At 29.4% G+C, this 15,284-nt stretch carries 19 protein-coding genes; 10 read left to right on the forward strand and 9 right to left on the reverse strand.

Annotation, left to right across the window (positions count from 1 at the left end; all coding sequences use genetic code 11):
- Positions 1–6: 6 nt before the first annotated feature.
- The 4 genes from NH341_RS11025 (at position 7) to NH341_RS11040 (ending at position 3,826) form a co-directional block, all read left to right on the forward strand.
- Positions 7–1,023, forward strand: a complete 1,017-nt coding sequence (locus NH341_RS11025; protein ID WP_253056878.1) for an AraC family transcriptional regulator — start codon at positions 7–9, stop codon at positions 1,021–1,023.
- Between the two features lie 149 nt (positions 1,024–1,172).
- Positions 1,173–1,925, forward strand: a complete 753-nt coding sequence (locus tag NH341_RS11030) for a hypothetical protein (RefSeq protein WP_253056880.1) — start codon at positions 1,173–1,175, stop codon at positions 1,923–1,925.
- 157 nt (positions 1,926–2,082) lie between these two features.
- On the forward strand, positions 2,083–2,808 hold the full coding sequence (locus NH341_RS11035) for an aspartyl/asparaginyl beta-hydroxylase domain-containing protein (RefSeq protein WP_253056882.1): 726 nt from the start codon (positions 2,083–2,085) through the stop codon (positions 2,806–2,808).
- 22 nt (positions 2,809–2,830) lie between these two features.
- Complete coding sequence (locus tag NH341_RS11040; RefSeq protein ID WP_073184831.1) at positions 2,831–3,826, forward strand: hypothetical protein; 996 nt, start codon at positions 2,831–2,833, stop codon at positions 3,824–3,826.
- Here the strand turns inward: NH341_RS11040 and NH341_RS11045 are convergent.
- The 5 genes from NH341_RS11045 to NH341_RS11065 form a co-directional block, all read right to left on the reverse strand.
- Positions 3,823–4,365, reverse strand: a complete 543-nt coding sequence (locus NH341_RS11045; protein ID WP_159616239.1) for a hypothetical protein — start codon at positions 4,363–4,365, stop codon at positions 3,823–3,825. The genes NH341_RS11040 and NH341_RS11045 overlap by 4 nt on opposite strands.
- A gap of 165 nt (positions 4,366–4,530) precedes the next feature.
- Positions 4,531–4,950 carry a hypothetical protein gene (locus tag NH341_RS11050; RefSeq protein WP_047790461.1) on the reverse strand — a complete coding sequence of 140 codons (420 nt, stop codon included), beginning with the start codon at positions 4,948–4,950 and terminating at the stop codon, positions 4,531–4,533.
- A 37-nt stretch (positions 4,951–4,987) separates the two neighbouring features.
- Positions 4,988–5,329, reverse strand: a complete 342-nt coding sequence (locus NH341_RS11055) for a zinc-ribbon domain-containing protein (protein ID WP_047790462.1) — start codon at positions 5,327–5,329, stop codon at positions 4,988–4,990.
- Positions 5,330–5,437: 108 nt separating this feature from the next.
- The gene (locus NH341_RS11060; protein WP_159616241.1) at positions 5,438–6,082 is read right to left on the reverse strand and encodes a response regulator transcription factor; all 645 of its coding nucleotides are present in this window, start codon (positions 6,080–6,082) and stop codon (positions 5,438–5,440) included.
- 3 nt (positions 6,083–6,085) lie between these two features.
- The gene (locus NH341_RS11065) at positions 6,086–7,939 is read right to left on the reverse strand and encodes an ATP-binding protein (protein ID WP_253056884.1); all 1,854 of its coding nucleotides are present in this window, start codon (positions 7,937–7,939) and stop codon (positions 6,086–6,088) included.
- Between the two features lie 228 nt (positions 7,940–8,167).
- Here NH341_RS11065 and NH341_RS11070 point away from each other — a divergent pair, with 228 nt between their 5' ends.
- The 5 genes from NH341_RS11070 to NH341_RS11090 all read left to right on the forward strand — a co-directional run bounded on the left by NH341_RS11070 (position 8,168) and on the right by NH341_RS11090 (position 10,881).
- Positions 8,168–8,401: a thioredoxin family protein gene (locus NH341_RS11070; protein ID WP_073184826.1), complete on the forward strand. Its 234-nt coding sequence runs from the start codon at positions 8,168–8,170 to the stop codon at positions 8,399–8,401.
- Between the two features lie 68 nt (positions 8,402–8,469).
- Complete coding sequence (locus tag NH341_RS11075; RefSeq protein ID WP_047790466.1) at positions 8,470–8,733, forward strand: DUF2024 family protein; 264 nt, start codon at positions 8,470–8,472, stop codon at positions 8,731–8,733.
- On the forward strand, positions 8,733–9,335 hold the full coding sequence (locus NH341_RS11080) for a MarR family winged helix-turn-helix transcriptional regulator (RefSeq protein WP_159616245.1): 603 nt from the start codon (positions 8,733–8,735) through the stop codon (positions 9,333–9,335). The genes NH341_RS11075 and NH341_RS11080 overlap by 1 nt, the downstream gene beginning before the upstream one ends.
- Before the next feature lie 93 nt (positions 9,336–9,428).
- Complete coding sequence (locus NH341_RS11085) at positions 9,429–10,154, forward strand: AAA family ATPase (protein WP_253056886.1); 726 nt, start codon at positions 9,429–9,431, stop codon at positions 10,152–10,154.
- The gene (locus NH341_RS11090) at positions 10,147–10,881 is read left to right on the forward strand and encodes a YggS family pyridoxal phosphate-dependent enzyme (RefSeq protein WP_253056888.1); all 735 of its coding nucleotides are present in this window, start codon (positions 10,147–10,149) and stop codon (positions 10,879–10,881) included. The genes NH341_RS11085 and NH341_RS11090 overlap by 8 nt, the downstream gene beginning before the upstream one ends.
- On the opposite strand, the gene NH341_RS11095 is transcribed toward NH341_RS11090, so the two are convergent.
- The 4 genes from NH341_RS11095 to NH341_RS11110 are packed head-to-tail and all read right to left on the reverse strand — an operon-like array spanning position 10,878 to position 13,798.
- On the reverse strand, positions 10,878–12,509 hold the full coding sequence (locus NH341_RS11095; protein ID WP_371875263.1) for an ABC transporter substrate-binding protein: 1,632 nt from the start codon (positions 12,507–12,509) through the stop codon (positions 10,878–10,880). The two genes, NH341_RS11090 and NH341_RS11095, sit on opposite strands and share 4 nt — an antisense overlap.
- Entirely contained in the window at positions 12,466–12,978 is a 513-nt protein-coding gene (locus NH341_RS11100) for a DUF4442 domain-containing protein (RefSeq protein WP_047790469.1), read from the reverse strand. The genes NH341_RS11095 and NH341_RS11100 overlap by 44 nt, the downstream gene beginning before the upstream one ends.
- Before the next feature lie 2 nt (positions 12,979–12,980).
- Positions 12,981–13,301 (reverse strand): antibiotic biosynthesis monooxygenase, encoded by a 321-nt coding sequence (locus NH341_RS11105; RefSeq protein ID WP_159494582.1) that lies wholly within the window; start codon positions 13,299–13,301, stop codon positions 12,981–12,983.
- On the reverse strand, positions 13,298–13,798 hold the full coding sequence (locus NH341_RS11110) for a GNAT family N-acetyltransferase (protein ID WP_173360427.1): 501 nt from the start codon (positions 13,796–13,798) through the stop codon (positions 13,298–13,300). The genes NH341_RS11105 and NH341_RS11110 overlap by 4 nt, the downstream gene beginning before the upstream one ends.
- 127 nt (positions 13,799–13,925) lie before the next feature.
- Between NH341_RS11110 and mtaB the strand changes: the two genes are divergently transcribed.
- Positions 13,926–15,260 (forward strand): tRNA (N(6)-L-threonylcarbamoyladenosine(37)-C(2))-methylthiotransferase MtaB, encoded by a 1,335-nt coding sequence (gene mtaB / locus NH341_RS11115; protein WP_253056890.1) that lies wholly within the window; start codon positions 13,926–13,928, stop codon positions 15,258–15,260.
- Positions 15,261–15,284 lie beyond the last annotated feature (24 nt).

Here is a 15,284-nt window from a genome sequence, read left to right on the forward strand (position 1 = left end):
ATTTACTTGGATAAAAAAAATAATCGCCCTACATTACTTTTAGGGTTATTTATTTTTGCTTACTCCATAAATTACCTCAAACCAATAGCTAAACTTTTAGATTTAGATAAAAATTACTCTTTTTTAAATAATCTTCCTGTTGATTTTACTTGGTTACTATTCCCTCTTTTTTATGTTTATATAAGAAATATTTCTATACTACCTAAATCTAATAAAGTCTATTTTTATTTATTACCAGGTTTGTTAATGTTAATTATAGATATATTGGTTTATCTTAATTTATCATCAGGGTTAGAACAGTTAAAACTTTCAAAAGAATTTCGTTTTGTAAATCATATAGGTGGGCATTTATATGATATTTTTATATACTACAAAACTTATACTTTTATAAAAAAACATACCGAAGAAACTAACAATCAATACACTTCTACTACAGGTAAAGAGCTACAATGGGCTAAAACATTTATGTCAATTGGTCTCTTTTTTACGCTCACACTTCATTTTTTACCTGAAATAACAAATAAAACTCTCAATTTATTTATTATTTTAATTGATGTTGGGCTTTTATACTGGATTAGTATTTATGGGCTACAACAACAAACAATTAAAAACTTGACTCAACAAAAAGACTCTAAGATTGAAAAGAAGAACAATTTTAATAGCGAGAATAAAATAAGTAAAGTTGATACAGATTTATTTAACCATATTCAACAAACTATAATTTTACATAAAAAATATAAAGATCCAGATTTAACCATTGCTGATGTAGCTAATATTACAAATCAACACCCTAAAAGAATTTCTTTTGTTATTAATGAAATTTCAAATAAAAACTTTAAAACTTTTATAAATGGTTTTAGAGTTAATGAAGCTATAGAAATTTTAAAAAGTAATAATTCAAAAAACTATAGTATTGAAGGTATTAGTTTAGAGGTTGGTTTTAAAAGTAAAAGTGCTTTTTATAGTGCCTTCAAGAAAGCAACTGGTACTACTCCTACTAATTATAAAAATAGCTTTTTCTAATATTTAACCTATAAAAACCTGTTTCTTTCATTTAAAAAAGAGTTAATTAAAGTTCTATTTTCTGATTTTCGAACTCATTATATCTTTATCTTTCATATTTAAATGATTTAAAATATTGAATTTTGCAAAAAATTAAAAATTAAAACTACATGAAAATTAAACATTTTTTAAAACCTCTATTTTTTTTATTTATCTCTATTATACTTACTAACTGCTCTAGTGAAGAAAACGAAATAGAAATAATACCAACTAGTTTCAATACTAGTAATGATTTTAATTATTTTATTAACCACAATAATACTGTTAAAATATATTTAAAAGGCACTTTTAAAGATGGTAATGATTTAGCTGATGTAACTGATAGAGGATTTGTATATGGAAAATCATCAAACCCTATTCCTAATGGCAACAATACTGTGGTTGCCGCAGGTCCTGCTGACAATATTACAGGTATAGTCGACAATTTACAAAAGGAAACAACTTATTATATTAGAGGTTATTTTAAACTAAGTGATAACACATATTTCTATGGAAATGAAATTAAAATAAACACTAGTATAGACGCTAGTGAAAGTAGGTCAATTAACATGATAATCAAACCGAAACTATTCTTTAAAAATTCAGAAGGTATTACCCCAGAATTAGAAGTAATTTCTATAGAAAAAGAATCTCCTAAAGAAATTGGTTTTGAATATAGTGTAAATGAAGATTTTTCTAACAGCTCTATAGCCTTAGATACTGATGTATCTGGTAATATTTTTAAAAATATTTATACTGAATTTATTGAAGAATTAACACCTGAAACCACTTATTACTTTAGACCTTATGCTAAATACAATGATGGTAGTGTTACAAATGGAGGAACTAGTGTTGCTTCTTTTAAAACAAATAAAGCATTTTAATTAAAAAGTATTTTCTGACTAGTGCTAAATAATTATTATAGTTATTTAGTACTGGTCGTTATTTTTTCATTTATGCCTAAAAAATAAACACCTATTCTAAAAACGATTTAATCTACAATTTTTCTAGTAACTTGCTGTAGAACAATTACACATACAAGTGAAAGAAATTAAAACTACTACATCTTTAAAACTTCCTTTTCTGTTTGATACAGATAGACTATTACATGATTATTCTTTAGTTGTAAATCAACATTGGATTCCTCATTTCAACACATCTGGATATCAAGGTGAGTGGAAAGCAATCTCTTTGTACGCTGGCAATGGTGATGCTTCTAATATTTTTGCTTTTCAAAATGATAATAGTACTATTAAGGAAACTCCGATAATGAATGATTGCAATTATTTTAGAGAGGTTATCAACTCTTTTCAATGCCCTATTTCATCTGCTCGCTTATTACGTTTGAATGTTGGTGCAGAAATTAAACCTCATCGTGACTACAAACTAGGCTATGAAGATGGTAACTTTCGCTTACATATTCCGATTATTACGAATAATAAAGTTGAATTTATTTTAGATGATGAACAATTGAAAATGTTACCTGGTGAGTGTTGGTATACGAATGTAAATTATATACATTCAGTTACTAATAAAGGAAATGAAGACCGTATTCATTTAGTTATCGATGCTGAAAGGAACGAATGGTCTGATACTTTATTTTTTTCTCTTGCTCCAAAAGAAAGTTTTCAACCTAAACAAAAAGAAATTGATTCACCAGAAACAATACACCTTATCCTAAATGAGCTAAAACGTAGCAATGAACCTGCTTCGAAAAAACTTATTAATGAAATGGAACAGAAGTTATCAAAGCTTACATCAAAATAAACAACTCTTATAATAGCTTGTAATGAATTTAAAAAAAGAGTTACTACATATTACTTCTAAATTCTTTGATGAAACATCTAATTATTCTTCTTCTTTAAAAGATTATAAACAATTACTCTTTAGAATTTCAAATGAAGCTATAAATCATGAAGAGCATCAAAATAATGTTCAACTTGAAAATGGTGTAGCAATAGGTACTTTATGGGCAGCTAATTGCCTTGATGATTTAGAAAGAACTCTAAAATTTATCAAAGGAATTGATATTGCTATTCAAGAGAAAATCTATCAAAAAGACTCATTACATATACTTTATGCTGGTACTGGTCCTTTTGCTTCGCTTATACTTCCTTTTATATTAAAGTATGCTGATTTGAATATAACATACTCACTTTTAGAGATAAACCCTCTGAGTTTTGAAACTTTAAAAAGTACAATTAAAAAACTAGATTTAGAAAACCATAATATCAACTTTATAAATCAAGACGCTACAAAATATAAATTCCCTAAAAACTTTTCTCCAGATATTATTTTAAGTGAGACGATGCAACGTGCGTTGGATAGTGAGCAACAAGTTTCTGTTTTTTATAATTTAATGAAGCAGTCTAATTCAAATACTGTTTTTATTCCTGAGAAAATTACATTAGCTATTGGTACTAGCTCACACAAAAACGATGAACCTAACATTCAACAAAAATATTATCGTGAACATCATAAGGTTTTTGAAGTTAGTAAAAAAGCACTGAATTCGAGTGAGTGGTTGTTTGAAAAAAATTCAAACAATTTAAATTTTATTGAAAAACGTACAGTTTTAAGAGAGAAAGAACTTTCTACAGCTAGTGAAATTGTGGTGATGACAGAAATTACAATTTATAAAAATGAGAAGCTTATGATAAATGAAAGTGGCTTAACTGTTCCTAAGTACATTCAGGATGTTTCCAACAACGAAAAAGGATTCTTAACTATCAAGTCTAGATATATAATTGGCTCTAATCCTAAACTTGAGTTAAAAATTATTTAAACAAACTTTAAGTTTACTCCTTTTTTCTCAGCATATTTTTTTGCTGCTTCTTCTAGCTCCAAGTTTTTTTCTTTAAACTCTTCAAAACTTCTGACTTTAAACTCTTTAATTAACTGATTAATTTCTTGTTGAGTTTTTCCTTCATCGTACATATATGCTATTTCTGCATAGTCTTTTTTATAAAAGTCTATACAAAACTCAAACAATTCAATTGAAGCATTTATTAAATCTTTTGAATCTTCGTTTACTTCTAACTTCTGAATGTCTCTTAAACTTCTTTCAAGGTTTGGTATTGTTACTTTGTGAAGATATTGAGAGTATGTTGCGGAATATTCTTCTCCATCATTATCATAATACTTTAAATATTCATTTTTTTGTAATTCTTTAAGTTGTTTAAAATATCCTATGCCATAGTTAACAGTTAATAAATTGGCTTTGAGTACTGTTTTTTCAACTATCTTTTGCGGAGTTTCTTTCTCACACCCTGTTAATAAGATACATACTACAATAATTCCTAGAATATTTTTTATACTTTTCATTTCAACTACCTTTTATTGTTCTAAAAAATAATTTCAGTTTTATACAAAAACATTGCAAACAAGGCTTTTTTTTGATTTTTTGATAGAAACCCCACACCCCTACCTTATTTAAGCCTTCGTTTACAATGTTATATTTTATGTTTTCTCTTTCTTTATTTTGTTAGTTTATATGAAAATGAATGAAGCTACAATCATCCATATTCCAACAACGATTCCTAATAATCCTAATTTTCCTTGTTTCGGTGCAATCTTCCCTCTCAATATTTCTGCTTTTTCTCTAGCTTCTGGATTTTTTGATAGTAATAATTTGTTTATCATTCCGTATCCTAACATAAAACCTAATCCTGCTTCTACAATGCTTCCTGCTAAAAAGGTTCCCCACCATATTGGTGCTGTAGTTAACCAACCTAAGTTTAAAATAGCTGAAATAATTCCCCAAATTCCCCAAATACAGAAAATAAGACCAATCCATCCTTGGTAAGGCTCTATTTTTTCTAATAATTCTTTAGCATTAGGCTTTTTTGATAAAATTAAAGATGGTACCGCTACAATACTTAAAAATACTAATGAGATTCCGTAAATCATGTTTGATTAAAATTTAAATGGTTTATATTGATTTTTATTATTTATGTATTAAAAGTGCTGAAGAAAATATAAACAGCATTAAAAAAGTTACGATGATAAGCCCCGAAAACATCCACCAAGGAGTTTTACTTGTTTGCTTATATTCTTTCGCCTTTCGTTGTAAGTCTGGTGGCATTTGGCTTTTGCTCATTTCCAGTTTACAATGACCACAAATACTATATGTTTTTTTGTATAAAGGAATAACAGGAATCCAAAATACATGTACATACAATCTATTTACTTGAATAAATAAACGTTCTGGTGTATTGCAATAACTACAACTATGATTGTTTACTGGCTGTATACTTATTTTGGCTTCTCGCCATCCAAAAATGACCATAACTTTATTACTTAATAATTATGGTACAAAGATGCGTTAGATGTGATTCTTAAAATAGACTGAAACTAGTGAAAGTTACTACCCTGTTTTCAGGGGGTGGTAAAATTACTACTCTACTAAGCCCAGTTTTATTGCGTATTTTGTTAATCCTGCAAGGTTTTTTACGTTAAGCTTAGATATTAAGTTTTTTCTATAACTCTCAATAGTATGCTTGCTTAAAAAGAGTTTATCTGCAATTTCTTGTGTAGTATATTCTTCTGCAATTAATTTAAGTACATCTTTCTCTCTAGCTGTTAACATTATTGACGTTTCCTTTTTTTTATTAAAAACATTTTCCATGTAAGCTTCTCGTACAGATTGTGAGAAGTATTTTTCACCACCAAGAATAGTTTGTACTGCTTTTAGTAGTTCAGATTGAGTTGCATTTTTAGATAAATATCCGTCTACATTATTTTTAATTAATGTATCTATCATTCCTGCATCTGTATGCATGCTAACGATTAACGTTTTGATGTCTGAACGTTCTTTTTTAATATAATCGTTCAAGGTAATACCGTCTATATCTGGCATAGAAATATCACTAATAACAATATCTATATGTTGATTCGGATTTGTTTTTATGTACTTTATTACATTTTCACCATTATTTGCTGTAAGCAAGATATTGTACACTTCTTCATTTTTAAAAATATTTACCAACCCATCTAAAAACATTTTATGGTCGTCAACTAAAATAATATTGTAAGTCATCATATATTAATTTAAAGGTACATTAATATCTATCACTGTTCCTCTACTTGGAAAAGAGTTAATTAAAATATTTCCCTTAACTGTTTTTAATCTGTCTTTTAAATTCTGAAATCCTAATCCATATTTTACTTTTTCTTGATCAAATCCAACACCATCATCTTCAAAAAGTAGTTGTATCGTGTTATTAAACAGAGAAAGCTGAATATCTATTTGTGTTGCCTTCGCATGTTTTAATGCATTGGTTAATAATTCTTGAATTATTTTATAAAGCTCTACTTTTAAATTCTCATTTATTTTATCTACCTCTTCCGTTGGATGGATTTGTAACGTTATTTGTTCTTTAGATAGCGCTTTTACATTATTTATATATTCTGTTATTATTGTTGTAAAAGCAGAATCTTTAAACTTTTTAGGCATTAAATTATGAGATAACTCTCTTACCTGATTATAGGTTTCATCTACTTGTTTAATTATACTTTCTTCCTCTAATTTACTCTTGTTTGATAGTTGTAACTTTATGGTTGCTAAATTTCCTCCAATACTATCGTGTAGCTCTCTGGCAATACGTTTTCTTTCATTATTCTGCCCTTCTAATGATGCTTTTACTAACTTTAATTCTTGGTCTTTAAGCAACGTAGTTATTTTTTGTTGGTTTACTTCTTCTAAAGTCTTATTAAGTTTACTTTGTGTTTGAAGCTTTTGATAGTACACATATAATAAAGCAAGTACAGGTATTAATACAAGAAGAAAGGCTATTAGTATGTATGCTTTCATTGTTTTTTGTCGCTCAATCTCTTGCTTTTGCTCCAGTGTTTTATACTGTACTTCAAGCTCATTTACTTGCTGTTTATTTTGACTTACTAAAATTTCATTATTAACACGATTTAATTGCGTCATTAAAGCATGTGCATTTTTATAATCTCCTGTTGAAGCATAGGCGTTTTGAAGTCCTAAAATAGCTCTTCTTTCTATCTCTAAATTTGCCCATTGTATGGAGTTTATATATACTGTAGATAGTATTTTTTTAGCATTTTCATAGTCTTTTTCTTTTAAATAAAGAATACCTAATGTATTTCCTGTCTTGGCATACAATGTAAAAAAACCTTTAGATAACGACTCATTAAAAACATAATAACAAACATCTAGAGCTTCTGTTATTTTACCTTCTTCTTTCAATACTTTTCCTAGCCACAAATCAGTTTCTAAAGCTTCTTTAACAAACCCCTCGGCCACGTAGTGTAATCTAGCTTTATTATAATTTTCTTTTGCTTTCTCATACTCTCTTTGAGTATAATAAATAAACCCTAGTTCATAAAAAGCATCGTGCTTTAATTTTTCGTTTGGAGCATTTTCAATGCATTCTTCTATAATTGCCTTTCCTTCCTCTTCTTTTCCTCTAACATACTTTACAGCTCCTAATCCTATTCTATTTTTAACAAATAATTCATCATCCGGTTTATTATTTGAGTGCTCTATTCCTTTAAAATACCATTTCAAAGCTTCATCAAAAAGTCCCTTTTCTAACTTTCCTTCAGCCACTATACTAGAAACCTTTGATAAATGATTTTCTTTATCTATCAATTTATTCTTAGTTGTTTCCGTATACAGTTTATTTCCATAGTATATAATGGAATCTAAATTTCCTTTTTCTCGATGAAACTCTATAAGATCAAATGTCGCATCATATTTAGCTTTGAAGTCTTTTGCCTTATTTATTTTTGAAAAAAGAGAATCATTAGGTATTGTGGGGTTTACACCAAAAGCCTTAAATCCTTGTACTCCCACCGACTGCGACATTCCTTCTAAAGCAAAAAACAAAAGAACTGTGATTATAACTTGTTTTGCAAATAACAACCTCATTTCTTTTTTTAAGTAACCTATTCTCATCTCAATTATTAAATCTTTTCTATAAACAATAAGAACCGCTAAAATTACATAACATTTTTATTTCTTAATTAACTATTAACAACTTTATTATATACTCTTCATTTCCAAAACAGAAGCAGTTTTTATAAAAAAAACAAAAATTATTTTTTATAGTTAGGAAACCTAACTATATTTGTATCAAAATTTAAAATCAATATAATTATGAGTAAATCTATTTTTTATCACGCAGGTTGCCCTGTTTGTGTAAGCGCAGAACAAGACATTATTAACTTAATTGGTTCTGATAATGTTGAAGTAGTTCATTTTGGAGAAGACAAAAGTCGAATTTTAGAAGCCGAAAATGCTGGTGTAAAATCTGTACCTGCTCTAGTTACTCCAACAGGAAATGTACTTCACATTAATTTTGGAGCTTCAATGGACGAAGTAAAAGGGTAATTTTTTCGCTCTACAAAGTTAGGATTCCTAATTTTGTAGAGCTTTTAATATTATAAATATATAATAAAATGAAAGCAGCTGTTTGGGATACCTACGTAACTAAAAAAGATAATACAATAATGCATTTTGATATTATTGTACCTTCTAGCAATAAAGACACTAACATAATTTTCAACTATGGTAAGGAATATTTAAAAACTAAAGGATTAGAAAACCTTGAACTATCTTCAAAAGAATGTGTATTTTGCCATATTGAAATACTCAAACCCGAATGGGAAGATGCTATACATAAAAAAGGGTATTTTATATACGAAATGGAAAACTGTAATTAATGAAATCTCCTTTTGACTTAAACCAGCAAAACACTAAAATTGAAAGTAAAATAGTTGTAGCTTTAGAACGAATTTCTGAAGCTTTTAGAGTACTTCTTTGGAGCGAAAGCAAGGAGAATTCTTTAAGCCCTATCCAAATTCAACTTCTAATCTTTTTACTGTTTCACTCAGAAGAAAAATGTAAAGTGAGTTATTTAGCTGAAGAGTTTAACATGACTAAAGCTACTGTTAGTGATAGTATTAGGGTTTTATTAAAAAAAGAATTAGTTCAAAAGTTTCATAACCCTAACGATACTAGAAGTTATATTATTGGTCTAACTGAACAAGGAAAACAAATAGCTGAGAAATCAGCTAACTTCACTTTCAATATTGAAAAACCTTTGAGTTCATTACCTGAAGATCAAAAAAAAGACATACTAACAGGACTCTTAAAAGTAATATACCAGCTTAATAAAGCAGGAGTTATAACTATTCAAAGAATGTGCTATACTTGCTCTTTTTACCAACATGAAAATAATGAGCATTTTTGTAAACTTTTACAATCTAAACTAGCCTCTAAAGAGTTAAGAATTGATTGTCCTGAACATGAATTTAAGAGTTAATACTTTAAAGCATCAACTCTATACTTCCTAAGGGTATGTTAAAAAGCTTATTTTATTGCATACAACATTTTATTTTTGACAAAAAAATACAAAATGGCTATACATAACTTGATTCTTCAATCGAAAGAAACAACTATAGAACTAGATAAAATTCATCTTAGCAATGAAAACAAAAATACGCTACATCAACTATTAAAAGAATTTAAACACGTTGCTGTTTTAGATAAATACAAACTGCCTGTTGATAATAAAATTTTATTATTCGGACATACTGGTTGTGGTAAAACTACCACCGCTAAAGCTATTGCCAAAAAGCTTGATAAAAAAATTATCATACTTAATTTGGGTAGCATTGTTTCTTCAAAACTAGGAGAAACAGCTAAAAACATTTCCGAAGTTTTTAAAAAAGCTACTAGAGAAAGCGCTGTTTTATTTTTAGATGAATTTGACTACATAGGTAAAGCTCGTGATTATGACAGCAAAGATTCTAGCGAGATGAAACGATTGGTAAATACTGTTATTCAACTTGTAGATCAACTTCCAAATGATGTTTTATTAATTGCTGCCACAAATCACTCTAGTGTTATTGACACTGCTCTTTTAAGACGTTTTCAATTAAAACTAAAATTCGAAGCACCTAGTGAATCGGATTTAGATAACTATTATGAGACTTTGCTGCAACAATTCCCGGAAGAGTTTAGAGAAGTAAATCGTATGTATGATATATCGTATGCAGAAGCTAAAGACATTACTCTTCGAGCTGTAAAAAATAAAATTATTGAAAAAGAAGAACTAAACAATCAATTAGTAAATGGATAATATTCAAAACAACCTTAGCGTTATTCATCAAAGAATACAATTTGCATGTAAAAAAGCAAATAGAAACCCAGAAGATGTTCGTTTATTGTTAGCTACAAAAACAGTAAATACTGATAAAATAAATTTTGCTTTAGAACAAGGTGAAACTCTTGTAGGTGAAAATAAAGTACAAGAATTAAAACAAAAATGTAATGCAATAAAACAACTGCAACCTGAAGTACATTTTATCGGTCATTTACAAAGTAACAAGATTAAAGAAGTTATAAAATGGGCTAGTTGTATTGAATCTATAGATCGCTTATCTGTCGCTCAAAAATTGCATCAACGCTTAACTTTTGAGGAAAAAGAAATTGATGTATACATACAAGTAAACACCTCTTTTGAAGAAAGTAAGTTTGGAGCCAAACCAGAAGAAACTATTGAATTAGTAAAAAAGATATCTGAATTCAAAAATATTCATATCAAAGGATTAATGACCATTGGTTTGCTAAGCTCGGAATCAGATGAAGTTCGAAAATGTTTCCAACTTTTAAAGCAACTTCAAGAAGAAATCAAAGCACTACAAATTCCTAATGTAGAAATGAATGAACTCTCTATGGGAATGAGTGGTGATTTAGAAATTGCTATAGAAGAGGGCGCTACTATTGTACGTGTTGGAACAGCTATTTTTGGAGAACGAATATACCCTGACAGCTATTACTGGAACGAAACAAAAAGTAACACTTAGTTTTTCTGTACTCTTTTTAGGTTTAACAAATCAATCGGATTAATTCCTAAACCGGTAACATTATTTTGTGTAAAGCGAATTACCTCATCGTAATATAACGGTACAATTGGTGCTTCTGCAATAATAATGCTATCCATTTTTTGATATAGTTTATAGCGTTTTTTCACATCTACTTCTTTGATAGATTGTTCATACAAAGTATCAAAAAAATCATTTTTAAAATGCGTATAGTTAGGCCCATTAGGAGTAAAATTTTTGCTGTAAAATAACGACACATAGTTTTCCGCATCGGGATAATCAGCAATCCAACTTGCTCTAAAAATAGGCAACTTTCCATTTGCTTTTCCTTGACGCAAGGTTGAAGGCGGAATCACATCTACTTTGGTAGCTACTCCTATTTTTTGTAATTCGCGTTGAATAAACTCGCACAAATCTAAATAATTGCTGTTCGTTGTAATGGCTATTTGTGGATTCTCATCTCCTGTCTCTTCTTTGTATTGTGCTACTAACCTCTTCGCTTCTTCAGGTTTGTATGAATATCCTTGTTGGTTATTGAATGAAGGCAATCCTTTCGGGATGAATCCACTTGTAGCAGGACTCCCAATTCCGTTTCTTAAGAACTTAATCATCTTCTCCCTATCAAAACCATAATTGATGGCTTGTCGTATCAATTTTGATTTTGTTGGATGTTTCTCTTCTCCATCTAAGTAAATTCCTAAATATTCTGTGTTTAAATACGCTCCTGTTTGCATATTGATTGTAAAAGCATATTTCTCTTTTAAAGTTCCATCAGTGTTTAAAATATCATCTTTATACGAAGCGTCCAAACTCTTCATAAAGTCGATATTTCCTTGAATAAATTGTAAAAACTCACTTTGTTTATCTGGTAAAAAAGTAACTGCTACTGCTTCTAAATATGGGAGAGACTTTCCGTTTTCATCCTTTTCAAAATAGAGTGGATTTTTTCTCAATACCAACTTAGTATTTTCAACCCAAAGTTTAAAATGAAAAGGTCCTGTTCCAATCGGATTTACTCTAAACTCATTCCCAAAATAATCAATAGCTTCTTTTGGTACAACCGAGCAATATTTCATAGCCAGCAGCCCTAAAAAAGGTGGAAAAGGTTGCTTTAAATTGATGGTAAAAACAGAATCGTTCTCTGCTTTGAATTTTTCTACATTTTGTAATACCCAACCTCCTGGAGACGCTACATTCTTATCAAGTAATCTATTAAAAGAATATTCAAAGTCTTGGGCTATTACATTTCTCGTAGAATCTTTTCCAAATAATTCATGCTTATGAAATAACACGTCATTTCTTAACTCAAACTGATAGGTTTTTCCATCTTCAGAAACTGTCCAGTTTTTTGCTATCGAAGGTTGTACTTGTAAACTATCATCCAATTCTACCAATCCATTATATAGTTGGTTGACTCCCCAAATATTTCGCTGATCTTTTGCAAAAGCAGGATCTAATGAAGTAATATTTGAGTGCTCATTATAACGAAAAACCCGGTTGTTTGTATATTTTGATTTCTTTTTAGTACAAGAAAAAAGAAACAATAAGGCTATTAAAACAACTAATTTATTTCTTTTTACGTTTATTTTTATAGTAGGTTTTATCTGCAATGTATATGGTTTTAGAAACTTCTGCAAAAACAACAGTTTTATCTTGGTTCGTTATTTTAATATCTTTTATTAAATTGATTTCCTGTTCATTTTTAACCTGCTTTTTTATTTGTTTTATTTCATCTTCAGAAAAAATAAAATCTACATAAGCGTCTTGCTTTACAGGTCTTTTAAATAATATTGTTGCAGCTTTATCCCAAACTACATAAGTATCTCCAAGAATATTTATTAACTGAATCATAAAAATAGGATCGGTTGCAGAAAATAAGCTCCCTCCAAAAATAGATCCTACGTAATTCTTATTCTTATAAGTAATAGGAATTTTTACTTGCGCTTTTAACAAATCTTCAGAAACATAATTTATTTTCCCAGTAGATCTTCTATACATGGGAGAAATATTGAATCCATACTTAAAAATAGTACTTTGTTTAAAAAACCTTTTTAAAAAATTAGAAATTGTTGCGTACATACCTATCCTTTTTCAAAACCATACTCTCGTTCTACTTTACATATACGTAGTTGATATTTTTTATACCACCTTTCTCTTCCTTTATTTCTAGCTTCAGTATGCTCTACATTATTTTTCCATTTTACAATAGCATCCAAACTTTCCCAATAAGAAACCGTAATGCCTACATTGCTTCTTGTCGACTCAACACCTAAATACCCATCTTGTTCTTTAGCTAAATTGTCCATTTTTTCAGCCATCTCATAATATCCTTCTGTATCATCTGAAAGAGTTGTCGTGAAAATTACTGCGTAATACGGAAGTTTTAAATTATCTACTATCATAAAATTAGTTCATATTTTGTTTCTGGTAGACCAATATCGTCACTTATAAATTTCTCTATCGCAACAAAGTTGAATCGTTCTAATATTTTAGCGGAAGCAACATTTTTATCCACCACACACCCTATAAGTTTTTTCATTCCTATGGATTTACAGTACTGTATTAATCCTTCACAAAGTTCAGTTGCAAAACCATTTCCCCAGTATCGTTCTATAAACCTATATCCTATTTCATCATTTCCTTCTTCATCTTTTACCAAAGCAACCGTGCCTACAAATTCATTGTCTGACTTACGTTCTATGGCATATATCCAAAAATCATTTTCTTTATTAGTGTATCGTGCTATAAGCTGTTCTAAATCCTCTTTACTTTCTTCTAAATCTTTAGGTTCCCCAGTGGCGTATTGCAATACTTTCGGATTGCTTTCTAGCTCATAAAAAGGTTCTATATCAACAACTTGAAGCTTTCGAATAAGTAATCTTTTCGTTTCAAAAATCATGAATATTATCGTACTTTTGCAAACCCAAAACTGCTTGAAGCAGTCGTAGATTAAATAAACTATACGAACTTCTAAAAAATTAAAGACTTGTACAAGGCTTTTGTTTTTTATTTAGGATAGAGAAAAGATGAATGTAGATAAGAAAGTAGCTTTTTACACCTTAGGTTGTAAATTAAATTTTTCAGAAACCTCAACCATTGCCAGAAACTTTGTTAATGAAGGGTTTGAGCGTGTTGAGTTTGAAGAGGAAGCAGATATATATGTGATTAATACTTGTTCGGTAACAGACAATGCTGATAAACGCTTTAAGAGTATTGTAAAATCTGCTTTAAAGAAAAATGAAGAAGCTTTTGTTATTGGTGTAGGATGTTATGCACAATTAAAGCCAGAAGAATTAGCTGCAGTTGATGGGGTAGATTTGGTACTGGGTGCTACGGAAAAGTTTAATGTAACTAGCTATATTAACGACTTAACCAAAAATGACATTGGTGAAGTACATTCTTGTGAAATTGAAGATGCCGATTTTTATGTAGGTTCGTATTCTATTGGAGATCGTACCCGTGCTTTTTTAAAAGTGCAAGATGGTTGTGACTACAAATGTACTTACTGTACGATACCGTTAGCACGTGGAATTTCTCGAAGTGATACGTTAGAAAATGTATTGAAAAATGCCAAAGAAATTTCTGAAAAAGGGATTAAAGAAATTGTTTTAACAGGAGTAAATATTGGTGACTACGGAAAAGGTGAATTCGGTAATAAAAAACACGAACATACCTTTTTAGAGTTGGTACAAGCTCTTGATAAAGTAGAAGGAATTAACCGTTTACGAATCTCTTCAATTGAACCTAACTTATTAAAAGATGAAACAATTGATTTTGTTTCCAACTCAAATACGTTTGTTCCTCATTTTCACATTCCTCTACAATCAGGAAGTGACACACTTTTAAAGAAAATGAAGCGTCGCTATTTACGTAAAGTATATACTGATAGAGTTGCAAAAATTAAGGAAGTAATGCCTAACGCTTGTATTGGTGTAGATGTTATTGTTGGGTTCCCTGGTGAAACAGATGAATTGTTTTTAGAAACCTATAACTATTTAGCTGATTTAGATATTTCTTACTTACACGTTTTCACGTATTCTGAAAGACCAAATACTGAAGCTGTTGAAATGGATGGTGTAGTTCCTAAAAAAGTACGTGCTAAACGAAGTAAAATGCTACGCGGATTATCTGTTAAAAAACGTAGAGCTTTTTATGAAAGTCAGTTAAGTAACACGTTAACTGTTTTATTTGAAAGTGAGAACAAAGAAGGGTATATCCACGGGTTTACAGAAAACTATGTAAAGGTTAAAGCTCCTTGGAATCCTGAATTAGTGAATACATTACATACAGTTACGTTAACAAAAATTGATGAAGATGGTTTAGTTCGTTTTGATTTTGTAGATACTGAAGTTATTGCTTAACTTGTCAACTAGTTCACTCAATCA

It is taken from the genome of Tenacibaculum sp. XPcli2-G, from assembly GCF_024124505.1.
GTDB classification, from domain to species: domain Bacteria; phylum Bacteroidota; class Bacteroidia; order Flavobacteriales; family Flavobacteriaceae; genus Polaribacter; species Polaribacter mesophilus.

What these genes read in the sequence shown, in the direction of transcription:
- NH341_RS11110 (WP_173360427.1), bottom strand. Translation starts at nt 13,798, where the DNA reads ATGATTTTTGAAACGAAAAGATTACTTATTCGAAAGCTTCAAGTTGTT.
- NH341_RS11065 (WP_253056884.1), bottom strand. Translation starts at nt 7,939, where the DNA reads ATGAGGTTGTTATTTGCAAAACAAGTTATAATCACAGTTCTTTTGTTT.
- NH341_RS11080 (WP_159616245.1), top strand. Translation starts at nt 8,733, where the DNA reads ATGAAATCTCCTTTTGACTTAAACCAGCAAAACACTAAAATTGAAAGT.
- NH341_RS11040 (WP_073184831.1), top strand. Translation starts at nt 2,831, where the DNA reads ATGAATTTAAAAAAAGAGTTACTACATATTACTTCTAAATTCTTTGAT.
- NH341_RS11085 (WP_253056886.1), top strand. Translation starts at nt 9,429, where the DNA reads ATGGCTATACATAACTTGATTCTTCAATCGAAAGAAACAACTATAGAA.
- NH341_RS11055 (WP_047790462.1), bottom strand. Translation starts at nt 5,329, where the DNA reads ATGGTCATTTTTGGATGGCGAGAAGCCAAAATAAGTATACAGCCAGTA.
- NH341_RS11075 (WP_047790466.1), top strand. Translation starts at nt 8,470, where the DNA reads ATGAAAGCAGCTGTTTGGGATACCTACGTAACTAAAAAAGATAATACA.
- NH341_RS11045 (WP_159616239.1), bottom strand. Translation starts at nt 4,365, where the DNA reads ATGAAAAGTATAAAAAATATTCTAGGAATTATTGTAGTATGTATCTTA.
- NH341_RS11105 (WP_159494582.1), bottom strand. Translation starts at nt 13,301, where the DNA reads ATGATAGTAGATAATTTAAAACTTCCGTATTACGCAGTAATTTTCACG.
- NH341_RS11050 (WP_047790461.1), bottom strand. Translation starts at nt 4,950, where the DNA reads ATGATTTACGGAATCTCATTAGTATTTTTAAGTATTGTAGCGGTACCA.
- NH341_RS11090 (WP_253056888.1), top strand. Translation starts at nt 10,147, where the DNA reads ATGGATAATATTCAAAACAACCTTAGCGTTATTCATCAAAGAATACAA.
- NH341_RS11070 (WP_073184826.1), top strand. Translation starts at nt 8,168, where the DNA reads ATGAGTAAATCTATTTTTTATCACGCAGGTTGCCCTGTTTGTGTAAGC.
- NH341_RS11100 (WP_047790469.1), bottom strand. Translation starts at nt 12,978, where the DNA reads ATGTACGCAACAATTTCTAATTTTTTAAAAAGGTTTTTTAAACAAAGT.
- mtaB (WP_253056890.1), top strand. Translation starts at nt 13,926, where the DNA reads ATGAATGTAGATAAGAAAGTAGCTTTTTACACCTTAGGTTGTAAATTA.
- NH341_RS11060 (WP_159616241.1), bottom strand. Translation starts at nt 6,082, where the DNA reads ATGATGACTTACAATATTATTTTAGTTGACGACCATAAAATGTTTTTA.
- NH341_RS11030 (WP_253056880.1), top strand. Translation starts at nt 1,173, where the DNA reads ATGAAAATTAAACATTTTTTAAAACCTCTATTTTTTTTATTTATCTCT.